The 14,313-nt window shown below is 69.1% G+C and carries 12 protein-coding genes; 1 reads left to right on the top strand and 11 read right to left on the bottom strand.

The window, feature by feature from the left end; all coding sequences use genetic code 11:
- The first annotated feature begins 19 nt into the window (after window positions 1–19).
- Window positions 20–697, top strand: a complete 678-nt coding sequence (locus AC6R2M_RS11990) for an endonuclease III domain-containing protein (RefSeq protein ID WP_500482425.1) — start codon at window positions 20–22, stop codon at window positions 695–697.
- Here AC6R2M_RS11990 and AC6R2M_RS11995 read toward each other — a convergent pair.
- From AC6R2M_RS11995 to rplT, 11 genes are all read right to left on the bottom strand, one after another.
- On the bottom strand, window positions 678–1,538 hold the full coding sequence (locus AC6R2M_RS11995; protein ID WP_500482427.1) for a VOC family protein: 861 nt from the start codon (window positions 1,536–1,538) through the stop codon (window positions 678–680). The two genes, AC6R2M_RS11990 and AC6R2M_RS11995, sit on opposite strands and share 20 nt — an antisense overlap.
- A gap of 25 nt (window positions 1,539–1,563) precedes the next feature.
- Window positions 1,564–2,379 carry a 4-hydroxy-tetrahydrodipicolinate reductase gene (gene dapB / locus AC6R2M_RS12000; protein WP_500482429.1) on the bottom strand — a complete coding sequence of 272 codons (816 nt, stop codon included), beginning with the start codon at window positions 2,377–2,379 and terminating at the stop codon, window positions 1,564–1,566.
- Between the two features lie 12 nt (window positions 2,380–2,391).
- The gene (locus tag AC6R2M_RS12005; protein WP_500482431.1) at window positions 2,392–4,203 is read right to left on the bottom strand and encodes an ABC transporter ATP-binding protein; all 1,812 of its coding nucleotides are present in this window, start codon (window positions 4,201–4,203) and stop codon (window positions 2,392–2,394) included.
- 130 nt (window positions 4,204–4,333) lie between these two features.
- Complete coding sequence (locus AC6R2M_RS12010; protein WP_500482433.1) at window positions 4,334–5,350, bottom strand: glucokinase; 1,017 nt, start codon at window positions 5,348–5,350, stop codon at window positions 4,334–4,336.
- A 103-nt stretch (window positions 5,351–5,453) separates the two neighbouring features.
- Complete coding sequence (gene mepA / locus AC6R2M_RS12015) at window positions 5,454–6,416, bottom strand: penicillin-insensitive murein endopeptidase (protein ID WP_500482435.1); 963 nt, start codon at window positions 6,414–6,416, stop codon at window positions 5,454–5,456.
- 95 nt (window positions 6,417–6,511) lie between these two features.
- A complete protein-coding gene (locus AC6R2M_RS12020) occupies window positions 6,512–7,498 on the bottom strand; it encodes a Gfo/Idh/MocA family protein (protein WP_500482437.1) in 987 nt (328 codons plus the stop codon).
- Window positions 7,499–7,505: 7 nt separating this feature from the next.
- On the bottom strand, window positions 7,506–9,920 hold the full coding sequence (pheT, locus tag AC6R2M_RS12025) for a phenylalanine--tRNA ligase subunit beta (protein WP_500482439.1): 2,415 nt from the start codon (window positions 9,918–9,920) through the stop codon (window positions 7,506–7,508).
- 32 nt (window positions 9,921–9,952) lie between these two features.
- Window positions 9,953–10,348 carry a hypothetical protein gene (locus tag AC6R2M_RS12030; RefSeq protein ID WP_500482441.1) on the bottom strand — a complete coding sequence of 132 codons (396 nt, stop codon included), beginning with the start codon at window positions 10,346–10,348 and terminating at the stop codon, window positions 9,953–9,955.
- Between the two features lie 94 nt (window positions 10,349–10,442).
- Entirely contained in the window at window positions 10,443–11,525 is a 1,083-nt protein-coding gene (gene pheS, locus AC6R2M_RS12035; protein WP_500482443.1) for a phenylalanine--tRNA ligase subunit alpha, read from the bottom strand.
- A 96-nt stretch (window positions 11,526–11,621) separates the two neighbouring features.
- Window positions 11,622–13,724 carry an ATP-binding protein gene (locus tag AC6R2M_RS12040; RefSeq protein WP_500482445.1) on the bottom strand — a complete coding sequence of 701 codons (2,103 nt, stop codon included), beginning with the start codon at window positions 13,722–13,724 and terminating at the stop codon, window positions 11,622–11,624.
- 165 nt (window positions 13,725–13,889) lie between these two features.
- Entirely contained in the window at window positions 13,890–14,309 is a 420-nt protein-coding gene (gene rplT / locus AC6R2M_RS12045) for a 50S ribosomal protein L20 (protein WP_500482447.1), read from the bottom strand.
- Window positions 14,310–14,313: the final 4 nt, after the last annotated feature.

Consider the following 14,313-nt stretch of genomic DNA (forward strand, 5'->3'; position numbering starts at 1 on the left):
CATGAGCGGAACGAAACGATTGCTGGACGAGGCGGAGGTCGAGGAGGCGTTCAGGCGTCTCAAGGCGCACATGCCGGGCCGCACGAAGACCGCCAAGGGGCCGAAGGACCAGCCGGACCCGTTCCGATCGGTCGTCGCCTGCGTCCTCTCCGCCCAGAGCCTCGACCGGAACACCGAGCGGGCCGCCACGGCGCTGTTCGCCAGGATCGAGACGCCGCAGGATCTTCTCGACCTGCCCGAGGCCGAGATCGCCGATGCGATCCGCCCCTGCGGCCTCTACAACATGAAGGCGCGCAATCTGAAGAAGCTGGCGAAGGCGCTGGTCGAGCGGCAGGGCGCGGTGCCGAAGGACCGCGCCGGCCTGATGAGCTTGCCGGGCGTCGGGCGCAAATGCGCCGACATCGTCATGGCCTTCACCTTCGACGAGGCCGTGATCGCGGTCGACACGCATGTGGACCGCGTCTGCAACCGCCTCGGCCTGACGGACGAGACGACCGCCGACCGCACCGCCGCCGCGCTCGAGGCCCGCGCGCCGGACTGGGCGCTGATGGACGGACACTTCTGGCTGATCCAGTTCGGCAAGGCCGTCTGCGTCTCGCGCCGTCCGAAATGCGAGACCTGCTTCCTGAACGACCTCTGCCTCTTCTTTCGCGCGACCGGAATGACGCCGGACGCGGTCAGCCCGCCCGCAGGCTGATCGCCGTGCCCCACGGGTCGCTCAGCGTCAGGCCGTTTCGGTCCGCGAGCGAATGTCCCGCCCGCTCCGCTGTCGCCCGGAGCGTCCCCTCCTCCGTCGCGATCTCGACCTCCGCGAGGCCCGCCGCACCCCCGGGGCGCGGACCGGCGCCGCGGCTGTTCCACACATTGCCGGCGAGCTGATGATGATAGCCGCCCGAGCCGAAGAAGCTTGCGCCCGAATATCGACAGGTGACGTCGAAGCCGAGCACGCCGCTGTAGAAGGCCTCGGCGGCCGCGATCTCACCGACCTGCAGGTGGACGTGGCCGACGATTCCCGCCTCCGGGAAGCCGGACCAGTCGCGCCCCTCCGCTTCGGCCGCGAGTCCGGGCAAGTCCAGACGGTCGTTCGCCATCTGGATCGTGCCGTTGTCGTTCGGCCAGAGCGACGACGGCCGGTCGACATAGATCTCGATGCCGTTGCCTTCCGGATCGGAGAGATACACCGCCTCGCTCACCGTGTGGTCGGCGGCCCCTTGCAGGTCGATCCCCCGCGCCTTCGCAAAGGCCAGCCACGCACCGAGATCGGAGCGCCCCGGCAGCAGAAAGGCGGTGTGGAACAGCCCGGCATCGCGCGGCGAGCGCGGTGAGGCTGCCGGATCGTGCCGAAGCTCCAGAAGCGCGGCGCGGTTCGTGCCGAGCAACGCGCCTTCGCGGTCCTGCGAAAGAACCCGGAGGCCGAGGATATCGCGGTAGAAGCCGGCCGCCCGGTCGAGGTCGCGCACGACGAGCGCGACCTTCGAGATCCGGTGCGGGGCGCCAGCGAGAACGGGGTCGATCGCGGCTTCGCTTGTCATGGTCATCGCCTTATCGAACCTCTTCGGACGCTCAGGCCAGCCCGAGCACGTCCCGCATCGAATAGAGGCCGGCCCCGCGCGCCTTGGCCCACAGCGCCGCCCGCACTCCGCCGCGCGCGAAGATCGAACGATCTTCGGCGCGGTGACCGAGTTCGATCCGCTCACCTTCGCCCGCCAGGATCACCTGATGATCGCCGACGACCGAGCCGCCCCGCAAGGTGGCAAAGCCGATCGTGCCGGCTTCCCGCGCGCCGGTGTGGCCGTCACGGACCCGAACGCTGGCGGCGTCCAGATCGACCCCGCGTCCCTCGGCCGCGGCCCGTCCGAGCAGGAGCGCGGTGCCGGACGGCGCATCCACCTTGTGGCGATGGTGCATCTCGACGATTTCGATGTCGAAGGCGTCGGGCCCGAGGGCCTTCGCCGCCTGCTCGACGAGGCTGGCGAGAAGATTGACGCCGAGGCTCATGTTGCCGGACTTCACGATCACGGCGCCGGCCTTTGCCGCCGACGCGATCGCGGCCTCGTCGTCGGCCGAGAAGCCGGTCGTTCCGATCACGTGGACGATGCCACGCTGCGCCGCGAGCCGGGCGACCTCGACGCTGGAGGCCGGGGCGGTGAAGTCGAGAATGCCGTCGGCGCCCTCCAGTGCCGCGCCGAGATCGTCGGCCAGCGCGACGCCGCAGGCGGCGATGCCGGCCAGCGCGCCTGCATCCTGTCCAAGCAGGGCATTGCCGGGCCGCTCGATCGCGCCGTGAAGGACAGCGCCCGGCGTCTCGGCCACGACCCGCACCAGCGTGCGGCCCATACGGCCGGCAGCGCCGAGTACCACGAGCTTCATCGCGTCCATGTCATCCCTCCTTCATTCGGCGGCGGCCGCGCCGGCCCTGCCCCGCGCCTTGCCCTGCAGGGCGTGGAAATGCGCGTAGAGCCCGCCGGGCCGGTCGGCCAGTTCGTCGTGCGTGCCCGCTTCCGCGATCCGGCCCCGTTCGACGACGAGGATCTGGTCGGCATCGACGATGGTCGACAGGCGGTGGGCGACGACGATGACGGTCCGCCCTTTCATCACACGCTCCAGCGCCGCCTGAACGAGGGTCTCGGACTTGGTGTCGAGCGCGGACGTCGCCTCGTCGAGAAGCAGGATCGGCGCGTCGCGAAGGAGGGCTCGGGCGATGGAAAGTCGCTGGCGCTGCCCGCCGGACAGGGTCGCTCCGGCCTCGCCCACGGGCGTCTCGTAGCCGAGCGGCTGGGCGAGGATGAACTCCTCGGCCTGCGCCTGCCGCGCGGCCTCCTCCACCTCCTCGTCGCTCGCCTCGGGCCGGCCGTAGCGGATGTTGTCGCGGATGGTCCCTTCGAAGAGCGTCGGCGACTGCGGCACATAGGCGATCTGCCGGCGCAGCGACGCCTTGGTGACGGTCGCGATGTCCTGCCCGTCGATGAGGATGCGGCCGGAATCGAGATCGTAGAAGCGCTCGATCAGCGTGATGATGGTCGACTTGCCGCCGCCGGACGCGCCGACGAGCGCTGTCGTGCGCCCGGCGGGCGCGACGAAGGAGACGTTCGCGAGAACCGGATCGACGCTGTGATAGCCGAAGGTGACGTTCTCGAAGACGACCTCGCCCTTCTCGACCCGCAAGGGCGCAGCGCCGGGCGCGTCGGCCTGCCGGGGCGGCATGTCCAGGATCTCGTAGATCATGCGCGCGTTGACGAGCGCGCGCTCGAGCTGCACCTGCAGCCGCGCGAGGCGCCGGGCCGGATCGTAGGCCAGCAGCAGCGCCGTGATGAAGGCGAACATGGCGCCCGGCGAATGCCCCTCGACGATCGCGCGATAGCCCGACCAGGCGATGACGCCGGCGATGGCGATGCCCGCGATCGTCTCCGTCACGGGGCCGGACCGCTCCGTGATGATCGCGATGCGGTCCGAACGCTCGCGGGCGCCCTCGATCAGCGTCTCGATGCGCTCGCGCAGCGGCTGCTCCATGGTGAAGGCCTTCACCACCTGGATGCCCTGCGAAGCCTCCTGCATGGCGCCGAGGACGCGGGCGTTCAGCTCCACCGACTGGCGCGTCGCCTTGCGCAGCTTCTGGGCGAGCTTGGCGATCATGATCCCGACGGGCGGGCCGGCCAGAAGCGCGATCGCCGACAGGAGCGGATCGAGCCAGACCATGACGCCGACGAGGAAGACCAATGTCAGCGCGTCGCGGGCGATCGAGGTGATCGTCAGGTTCAGCGTGTCGCGCACGCCCGTGACGTTCTGGTTGATGCGCGCGGCCAGCTGGGCGGAGCGCGTCTCGCCGAAGAAGTCGACCGAAAGCTCGGTCAGATGGGCGAAGAGCCGGCGCTGGTAGCGCGCCACGATGTCGTTGCCGATGCGCGCCAGGATCACGCCCTGCCCGTAGGTCGCCACGCCCCGGATCGCGAAGGTCAGGAAGACGACGATGGGCAGGGTGACGACGAAGGTGATGTCGCCTGCGACGAAGATCTCGTCGATGACGTCGCGCATGATCCAGGCGAGGAAGGCCGTGGTCGCGGCGACGAGCACCATGCAGGCGACGGCGATCGCGTAGTTGGCGCGGTGTTCGTGCCCGTTCTCGGCGAGAATCCGCTTCAACAGCGCGAAGGCACGGCTGCGGTCCTGTTCCTTCTTCAGGGAGAGGGCTGGCTTGACGGACAATGGGTCTTCCGCGGGCGTTTGCGTTCCGTTTCGCTGCACGGCCCTTCCCGTCGAGCTGGAATGCTCGGGTGCCGGACGATCGCGGTTCTATAAAGGCAGACGTCCCCCGTGCCTACCGCCGGGTGCCGTTTCAGACCGACCAGTGTCGCCCTTTCGTCTCCACGCCGAACCCGGCCGGGTGGCTGGCATAGGCCGCGAGCCCTGCCAGCGCAGCCAGCGGCTGCGTGACGACGTAGAGAGGAATGTGCCCGATCAGGGCCGAGTGCGGTGCCTTGTCCTCGAAGGCGCTGCGGAACGCCTCGCGCTTCAGCACCGGCATGAGGCGGGCGAAGATGCCGCCTGCGATGAAGACGCCGCCCTTGGCCATGAAGATCAGCGCGAGATCGCCGGCGAGGCGACCGAGATAGGTCGAGAAGAGGTCCACAGCCTCCGCGCTCGCCGGATCGCCCCCGGTGATCGCGCTTTCGGTGATGGAGGCGGGGCTCGAATGGTCCGGCGTTCGGCCGTCGGCGGCGCAGATCGCGCGATGGAGGTTCACCAGCCCACGTCCGCACAGGATCTGCTCGGCGGAGATCCGCCCCTCGATCGCGGCCAGATGCGGCCAGATCGCATGATCGCGCGGGGTGCGCGGGCCGAGATCGACATGCCCGCCCTCCCCCGCGACGGGAATCCACATGTTCCGCGCCCGCACGAGGCCCGCGACGCCGAGCCCGGTACCCGGACCGACGACGACGCGGCTCGCTCCCTCGGTCGCGGTGCCGGAGCCGATCTGCACGCGGCCGTCCTCGCCGAGCCCCGCGACGGCGAGCGCCTGGGCCTCGAAGTCGTTGAGGACGACGACCTCCTCGAAGCCGAGTTCGGCGATGAGGACCTCCGGCCGCACCACCCAATCGCAATTGGTCAGCGCGATCTCGGAGCCTTCCACGGGGCCTGCGACGGCGAGAAGGACCGAGCGCGGACGGATGCTCGTCTGGTCGAGGACGGCCTGCCGGATCGCATCGTCGATGTTCTTGAAACTCGCCGTCTGGACGATCGGGAAGGTCTGCGGCTCGGACGACGCATCGACGAGGATGGAGAAGCGGGCGTTGGTGCCGCCGATATCGCCGAGAAGGGCGGGGAAGCGCAGGGCGTCGGGGCTGTGGGTCATGAAGGCGCTCTCGCGTCGGGTCGTCACGGGCATAACGCGAGGGGCGGCGAAGGCCAAGCGGCTCCTTCATCTCATAGGGTGCGGCCGTCGCGCGCCAACCGGGTCAGCCCCCCGGCCGCGGGCTCGGCACCGGCACGCTCGACGGGAGTTCGGGCACGGCCATGCTTGCGGCGCTCGCCTGCGAGAAACTCGGCACCGGACCGGCCGGCGCACGCACGAGCGAGATGCAGGCGTTCGGCAGCGCCGAGAGCTGCATGGGCGGGCGAGGCTTGTAGGGCGGCGCGTCCGGCGGAGGGGGCTGCAGCGCGACATCGAACCACCATTGCAGGCTGGCGTCGCACCCTTCCGCCTGCGGAACCGGGTCCTGCTTCTCGCAGGCCGTGGCCGCCGGGCAAGCGAGGCGGATATGGAAGTGATAGTCGTGGCCGTAGGCGGGCCGCACCTTGCGCAGCCAGGAACGGTCCCCGCCCGCCGTCTCGCAGATCTTCTTCTTGATGCCCGGATGGACGAAGATGCGCTCCACCTCCGGCTGGAGCGCGGCTCGGCGGATCAGGCGCAGATGCTCCGGCCGCCACCTTGTATCGTCGACCGTCAGCGTTCCCGGGCGCAGCACGGACGGCATGTCCATCTCCTCGCGCTGCACCTCGTTCAGTCGCTGCGGCGGCATCTCCGTCAGGTAGATGTCGGCGTCGAGCCCTATCTGGTGCGAGGAATGGCCGACGGCCGGTCCGCCGCGCGGCTGCGAGATGTCGCCGATGAGAATGCCGCGCCAATTGTCGTTGGCGGCCACGATCTCGGAAAAGCGCTTCAGGAAGTCGATCGTCGCGGGATGCCCGTAGGACTTGTTGCGGTTTCGCCGCACGTCCTGCCAGTGCGGCCCGTCCGGCGGCATTTCCACTCCGCCCATCAGGCAGCCGCGATTGTAGTTGCCGACGGCGTCGGTGCGCTGGCCCGCCGGCCCGGACAGCGCCCCGAAGACCTCGCGCGCGACCTGAGCCTCGGCCGGCCCGCCGGTGAACAAGGCCGCGCAGGCTGTCAGGATGATCGTCACTGAGCGAATGCGCATGCAGCCTCTCCTCGTCCCCGAAAGGATCGCACGACCCGTTGACCCGAGCCTTGCGGGAGAGAACAGGGGCTTGCCGTCCTTTTGACGGCGGCGCGTCACACGCTTTCGTGTCGCCCGCTCGTCTCGGACCGGAAGATCGCGTCGATGACCCGCTGGTTGAGGATCGACTCCTCCAGAGCGAAGAGCGGAACGTCCTCCCCCGCGACCCGGCGCGAGAAGGCCTCGACCTGCTCGCGATACTGGTTCACCGCCGGGAAGCGCCGGACCTCGCTCTCCACATGCCCCTGGTCGTGGAGCACGACGCGCGTGTCACCGTAGATGCCGGCGTTGAAGGGTGCCTCGACCTCAATGAAGCCGTCCGTTCCATGGAACACCATGGACTGCCGGGCCGCCGCCTGCGTGCCGACATAGAAGGACAGTCGGAAATTCTCGAACGCCACCGTGCAGTCCGCGAAGCGGTCCGTGCCGAAGCGCGGATCGCGTTCGACGCGGCCGAAGGCGGAGACGGGCTCGGCGCCCGTCACCAGACGCGTCACGACGATCGGGTAGACTCCGATGTCCGGCAGCGCGCCGCCGCCCAGCTCGACGACGTTGCGCATGTTGGCCGGATCGTCGTTGAAGTAGGAGAAGGCCCCCTGGACGTGCAGGAGCCGTCCGATCCGCCCGGCCTCGATCCAGTCGCGGACCTGCGCCCATTGCGGATGGTGCTTGACCATGAAGGCCTCGGACACGACCAGACCCGTCTCGTCGCGCGCGGCGACCAGCGGCTCAATGTCGGAGGCTCGGAGCGCGAGCGGCTTCTCGACGAGAACGTGCTTGCCGGCCCGGATCGCCTTCAGCGTCCGTTCGACATGCTGTGCCGTCGGCAGTGGAACGTAGACAGCATCGACCGCGTCGCTCGCCAGCAGCTCGTCGTAGGAACCGAAGGCGAGCGGCGCGCCGCAATGATCGGCGAGCGCCCGGGCCCGCGTCGCGTCCCGGCTGGCGATCGCGGAGAGCACCGAGCCCTCGGCGGCCAGGATCGCCGGCACGAGATGCGTGCGCGCGATCTTCGCCGTCGAGAGGATGCCCCAGCGCAGCATGGTGGTCCTAGCTCCGCAGCGTTCCGCCGGTCGCCTTGGCGACGGCGGCGACGATCTTGGCGCAAACGGCCTCGATCTCGGCATCCGTCAGCGTCTTGTCGGACGGGTTCAGGGTCACCTCGATCGCGACGGACTTGGCGTTCTCGCCGAGCGATGCGCCCTCGAAGATGTCGAAGATGCGGACCTCGCCCACGAGCTTGCGGTCGGCGCCTTCGGCCGCGCGCACGATCTTCAGCGCCTCGGTGCCCGAATCCACCACGAAGGCGAAGTCGCGCTTCACCGGCTGGAAGGGCGAGAGCGTCAGCACCGGCTTGGTCCGGGTCGGCTTGCGCTTGGGCTCCGGGCATTCGTCGAGATGCACCTCGAAGCCCGCAAGCGCGCCGCTGGCGCCGAGCGCCTTCACGGTCTTGGGGTGCAGTTCGCCGAACTCGGCCAGGACCGTCTTCGGCCCGAGCTTGATGCGACCCGAGCGGCCGGGATGGTACCAGGCGCTGGCGGGAGCCTCGACCTGCAGGCGTTCGGTCGGAACGCCGAGCGCCTCCAGCACGGCGATCGCGTCTGCCTTGGCATCGAACACGCCGACGGGCTCGGCCGAGCTCTTCCAGTCGCGCCCGGCGCCCGCCAGACCCGCCGTTCCACGACGGAGACCGGCGGCCACGCGCTTCTGCCCGTCCGGTTCCGCCGAGCGGTAGACATGGGAGACCTCGAACAACGCCGTGTCGCCATAGCCGCGCGCGGCGTTGCGCGCCGAGGCCTGGATCAGGCTCGGCAGCAGCGAGGGGCGCATGTCGGACAGATCGGCCGCGATCGGGTTCTTGAGGCTCAAGCTCTCGTCGCCGCCGCCGAAGAGCCTGGCGGCCTCGTTCGAGACGAAGGAGTAGGTCACCGTCTCGACCATTCCGCGCGCCGCGAGCGAGCGCCGGGCCGCCTTGTCGCGCTTCTGGGCGAGCGTCAGGATCGGCGTCGCGACGGACTGGACGCGTTCCAGAGGCTTGGGCTCGATCGCATCGACGCCGACGAGGCGCATGACCTCCTCGACGAGATCGGCCTTGCCCTCGATGTCGGGGCGCCAGGAGGGCGCGACGACGGAGGCGCGCTCGCCGGTCCGCTCGACCGCGAAGCCGAGGCGGGCGAGCAATTCAACCTGCCTTTCCGCCGGAACGTCGAGGCCGGTGAGGCGCTTGACTTCCGAGAAGGGCAGTTCGATCGGCGTTTCCGTCGTCTCCCGCCGGGCGACGATCCGGGCCTCGCTCGCCGTGCCGCCGCACAGGTCGAGGACGAGCCGCGTCGCCAGTTCCAGCCCGTCTTCCATGAAAGCCGGATCGACGCCGCGCTCGAAGCGGTAGCGCGCATCGGTGATGATGCCGAGCGAGCGACCGGCACGGGCGATGTCGATCGGCTCCCACAGCGCCGATTCGATCAGGACGTCCGTCGTGCCCTCGTCGCAGCCCGAATGCTCCCCACCCAGAATGCCGCCGATCGATTCCACGCCCTTGTCGTCGGCGATCACGCAGACGCCCGCGTGCAGCGCATGCGTCTTGCCGTCGAGGCCGAGAAGCGCCTCGCCCTCGCGCGCCTGCCGCACGACGAGATCGCCGGAGACCTTGGCGGCGTCGAAGACATGCAGCGGACGGCCCCGGTCGAAGGTCAGATAGTTGGTGATGTCGACGAGCGCGTTGATCGGGCGCAGGCCGATCGAGCGAAGGCGCTTCTGCATCCACTCCGGCGAGGGGCCGTTCCTGACGCCCGACACGCGCCGCAGCGCGAAGCCGAGGCAGGTCGCGCTCTCGACCTTCACCTCGACCGGACAGGCGCCGCTGCCGGGGACCGGCTCGATCGTGCCGTCCTTCAGCGTGCCGAGGCCCGCAGCCGCCAGATCGCGCGCGATGCCGTGGATGCTCGTCGCATCCGGCCGGTTCGGAGTCAGATTGATCTCGATCAGCGGATCGGCCAGCCCGGCATAGTCGGCGAAGGCCGTGCCGACCGGTGCGTCCTCCGGCAGGTCGATGATGCCATCATGCTCGTCGGACAATTCCAGCTCGCGCTGGGAGCACATCATGCCGTGGCTCTCCACGCCCCGGATCTTGCCGACGCCGAGCGTCGTGTCGATGCCCGGAACGTAGGTCCCCGGCAGGCCGAGAACGCCGACGAGGCCGGCCCGCGCGTTCGGCGCACCGCAGACCACCTGCAGCGGCTTGCCGCCGTTGACGTTCGGACCGGCATCGACCGACAGGACCCGCAGGCGGTCGGCGTCGGGATGCTGCTCGGCCGTCAGGACGCGCGCGATGGTGAAGGGCCGCATCGCCGCCTTGTCGTCGACGCTCTCGACCTCGAGCCCGATCGCCGTCAGCGCCTCGGTGATCTCGTCGAGGGTCGCGGTCGTGTCGAGGTGATCCTTCAGCCAGGACAGGGTGAACTTCATCGGAAGACGACTTTCGAAATATCTTGGACGGTCTAGCGGTCGGCGGCGCGCCGGGCGGCGTCGCGCACCGCGCCGTTGGCGTGGACGAAGCGGTAGGTCGAGAGAGCGACGACCGCGAAGACGAGGTTGGCGATGACGAGCGAGGTGAGGCTCAGAGGGGAGCCGAAGGCGAAGCGATCGACGACCGTCGGCAGGAGAACGCCGACGGCGAGCGAGGAGAGCACCGCCGGCGTCGCGTCGAGCTTGGCGTAAAGGACGGCGAAGAGGATGACGGTCACCAGCGCCAAGACGTAGTCGGCGGGCGAGAACATCGCCGTCATGAACGGCACGCCCGCGAAGAGCCAGATGCAGAAGCCCGCGACGAGCGTGCCGATCACCGCGCCGGCGAGGACCGCCACCGTCTCGACGAACACCATCTTGGCCGTCATCGCATGCTCCTTCTCGCGATCTGTCGCGAACACCGGGGTCCTGATGCCGATATGGGCGCGACACGCCCGCGCTGTCGGCCCCTCGCCGGCTCGATCAGTTGCTCAGGCCGGCGAAGAGCGTCGGCATGTCGAGCGGCCGGAACCCGTAATGCTCGTTCCACCGCACATCCGCGTCGAAGAAGGCGCGAAGGTCCGGCATGCCGTATTTCAGCATGGCGATGCGGTCGATGCCCATGCCCCAGGCGAAGCCCTGCACCTCGTCCGGATCGAGCCCGACGCCGCGAAGGACGTTCGGATGGACCATCCCGCAGCCGAGAATCTCCATCCAGTCGGTCCCCTCCCCGAAGCGCACCTCGGAGCCGGAGCGGTCGCACTGGATGTCCACCTCCATCGAAGGCTCGGTGAAGGGAAAGAAGGACGGCCGGAACCGCATGTTCAGGCTCGGGACCTCGAAGAACGCCTTGCAGAACTCCGTCAGCACCCACTTCATGTTGGCGACGTTCGCGGTCCGGTCGATGACGAGGCCTTCGACCTGATGGAACATCGGCGTGTGGGTGGCGTCGGAATCCTGGCGATAGGTCTTGCCGGGAATGACGATGCGGATCGGCGGCGCCTGGCGCTCCATCGTGCGGATCTGCACGGGCGAGGTGTGCGTGCGCAGGAGCCTGGGCTCCTCGCCCTCGCGCCCCTTCAGGAAGAAGGTGTCGTGCATCTCGCGCGCCGGATGCCCTTCGGGGAAGTTCAGCGCGGTGAAATTGTAGCGGTCGGTCTCGATGTCCGGACCTTCGGCGACCGAGAAGCCCATGTCGGCGAAGATGGCCGTGATCTCGTCGATCACCTGACTGATCGGGTGGATGCGCCCGCGAGAGAGCGGCGAGGGTCGCACCGGGAGCGAGACGTCCACGCGCTCGGCGGCAAGGCGCGCGTCCATCGCCGCGTCGGCGAGCGCCTCCCGCTTCCGCGTCAGCGCCGCCTGCACCCGGTCGCGCAGGCCGTTCAGCGCCGGCCCCGCCTCGCGGCGCTCCTCCGGGCTCATCTTGCCGAGCCCCTTCAGGGCCTCCGAGATTTCGCCCTTCTTGCCGAGGGCCGAGAGACGCACGGCCTCGAGGGCCGCTTCGTCGCCGGCCGCCTCGATGTCGCGGAGCGTGGTCTCTTCGAGAGCTGTCAGGTCGCGCAAGGTCTCAAGTCCTGTCTGTCCGCCCGGCCATGGCCGGAAAGTCCCCGGCTTCTAGAACATTGGGGCCGGGAGGCAAAGCGTTCCGCCGCGCCGGCTTCAGTCCGCCGCCATCGTGCGGATGCGCTCGGACAGCGCCGACATCTCGAAGGGCTTGGTGACGACCTGCATGCCCGGCTCCAGATGGCCGTGGCTGAGGACCGCATTCTCCGCAAAGCCCGTGACGAACAGAACCTTGAGCCCGTCCCTGAGCTCGCGGGCCGCATCCGCCACCTGGCGGCCGTTCATGCCGTTCGGAAGCCCGACATCGGTCACCAGGAGATCGATCACCGCGTCCGACCGCAGGATCTTCAGCGCCTCCGGTCCGTCCCCAGCCTCCAGCGCCACGAAGCCGAGTTCTTCGACCGCATCGACCACGAGCATGCGCACCAGCGGCTCGTCGTCCACCACGAGAATGGTCTTGTCGGACGAGCGCGGCGGAACGGGCGGCGTCTCCGGCAGCGGTTCGGGCTCCATCGAGGCATGGTGGCGCGGCAGGTAAACGCAGACCATCGTGCCCGCACCGACCTCCGAATAGATGCGGACCTGCCCGCCGCTCTGGCGCGCGAAGCCGTAGATCATCGACAGGCCGAGACCGGTTCCGAGGCCGATGGGCTTGGTGGTGAAGAAGGGATCGAAGGCCTTCTCGATGATGTCGGCCGACATGCCCGTTCCGGTATCCGACACGCACATCGAGACGTACTGGCCGGGCGGAAGGTCACGCTCCTTCGCCGCGCGCTCGTCGAGCCAGCGATTGGCGGTCTCGATCGTGATCTTGCCGCCGTCCGGCATCGCATCACGCGCGTTGATGCACAGATTGAGAAGGGCGTTCTCCAGCTGGTTGGGATCGACCAGCGTCGCCCAGAGGCCACCCTTGGCCACCGATTCGACGGTGATCTGCGGACCGACGGTGCGCTGGATCAGCTCCTCCATGCCCGCGACCAGACGGTTCACGTCCGTGGGCTTGGGCGCGAGAGTCTGCCGCCGCGAGAAGGCGAGGAGGCGATGGGTGAGCGCCGCGGCGCGCTTCACCGCCCCTTGCGCCCCGATCATGTACCGGTCGAGCTCGCCGATCCGCCCCTGGAGGATGCGCGCCTGCATCATGTCGAGCGAGCCGGAGATGCCGGCGAGCAGGTTGTTGAAGTCGTGCGCGAGGCCGCCGGTGAGCTGGCCCACCGCTTCCATCTTCTGCGACTGGCGCAGCGCCTCCTCGGCCGCCATCAGCTCGGCCGTCTGCTCGGCGACGCGCTGTTCCAGCGTCTCGTTGAGCTCCTTCAGCATCTTCGTGACGCGGCGGCGCTCGGCTTCGACGGCCCGCCGCTCCTCGACATCGATGAGGACGCCGGGAAAGGTGAGCGGCGTTCCGTCGGGCCCGTGCTCGACGCGGCCGTTGGCCTCCAGCCAGTAGTATTTCCCGTCGGCGCGGCGCGTCCGGTACTGGTGAGCGTAGGGGCCGCCGCGGGCGACCGCCTCCTCGATCGCCGCCATCAGCCCGTCCCGGTCCTCCGGATGGACCGTCTCGATCACCTGATCCAGGCTCAACCCCGTGCGCCCGCGCTTCGGGTCGAGACCGAAGGCGAGCGCGAAAGGCTCGTCCACGGTGAAGCGGTCGTTCGGAAGGTCCCAGATCCAGGTTCCGATGATGGCGCCGGCGGCCAGAGCGAGTTGGACCCGCTGCGCGTTCTCGCGCGCCACCGCCTCGCTCCCGCGCAACGCCACCTCGGCGACCTTGCGCGCGGTGATGTCGCGGAAGAGCACGGAGACCTGATTCAGGTGCGCCGGCTCCAGCCGGGTCGCAGAGACCTCGATATGCCGTCCGACCTCGCGGAACTCCCGCTCGAAACGCAGAGGCTCCCCCGTCGAGAGCACCTGCCCGTAGAGCTCGACCCACGACCGCGCGTCGATCGGCGCAACGTCGTAGACGGTCTTGCCGACGATGTCGGGAATCCCGGTGTGGCGGGCGTAGCCGGCATTGGCCTCGATATGCACGTAGTCGCTGAGCGGACCGTCCGGGCCGTCGACGAACTCGATGATGCAGAAGCCCTCGTCGAGCGAATCGAACAGAGCCTTGTAGCGGGCGAGGCTTCGGCTCGCCTCGTCACTTTCGCGCGGCGGCGAGGCCTCCGGGCTTTCCTGGGCGGGTTCGGGCTGTTGGGTCTGCACGTGCGATGCTCTTCTGCGCCTGCCGCCGCGGGAGATAAGCGCCAAAGCGCCGAGGTCGAGGCTCCCGTCCCCGCGGGCTGACATCCGCACAGTAGGTCCACGGAACGCAAAAGCCCGCCGGGCCGTCTGGCCGGGCGGGCTTTCGAACTCGACGGGATGGAAGGCTCAGGCGGCCTTCTTCTCTCCGACCGCGCGCTCGTAGGCGCCCGGGAACTGGCCGTCCTTGATGTAGGACAGGGCGTTCTTCGCCTGCTCGACCAGCGCCGCGAAGGCCTCCGGCTCGTGGATGGCGATGTCGGACAGAACCTTGCGGTCCACCTCGATGCCGGCCTTGTTCAGACCGTCGATGAAGCGGGCGTAGGTCAGGCCGTGCTCGCGCACCGCCGCGTTGATGCGCTGCACCCAGAGAGCGCGGAAGTTGCGCTTCTTGTTGCGGCGGTCGCGCGTGGCGTACTGCTTGGACCGGTCGACCGCAGCCTTGGCGGCGCGGATCGTGTTCTTGCGACGGCCGTAAAAGCCCTTGGCGGCCTTCAGGACCTTCTTGTGCTTGGCGTGGGACGTAACGCCCCGCTTGACGCGTGCCATGATC

The organism is Aureimonas sp. CAS, from assembly GCF_059838215.1.

Coding starts and splice junctions, on each gene's coding strand:
- dapB (WP_500482429.1), bottom strand. CDS start 2,379: ATGGACGCGATGAAGCTCGTGGTACTCGGCGCTGCCGGCCGTATGGGC.
- pheT (WP_500482439.1), bottom strand. CDS start 9,920: ATGAAGTTCACCCTGTCCTGGCTGAAGGATCACCTCGACACGACCGCG.
- AC6R2M_RS12020 (WP_500482437.1), bottom strand. CDS start 7,498: ATGCTGCGCTGGGGCATCCTCTCGACGGCGAAGATCGCGCGCACGCAT.
- rplT (WP_500482447.1), bottom strand. CDS start 14,309: ATGGCACGCGTCAAGCGGGGCGTTACGTCCCACGCCAAGCACAAGAAG.
- mepA (WP_500482435.1), bottom strand. CDS start 6,416: ATGCGCATTCGCTCAGTGACGATCATCCTGACAGCCTGCGCGGCCTTG.
- AC6R2M_RS12010 (WP_500482433.1), bottom strand. CDS start 5,350: ATGACCCACAGCCCCGACGCCCTGCGCTTCCCCGCCCTTCTCGGCGAT.
- AC6R2M_RS11995 (WP_500482427.1), bottom strand. CDS start 1,538: ATGACCATGACAAGCGAAGCCGCGATCGACCCCGTTCTCGCTGGCGCC.
- AC6R2M_RS12030 (WP_500482441.1), bottom strand. CDS start 10,348: ATGACGGCCAAGATGGTGTTCGTCGAGACGGTGGCGGTCCTCGCCGGC.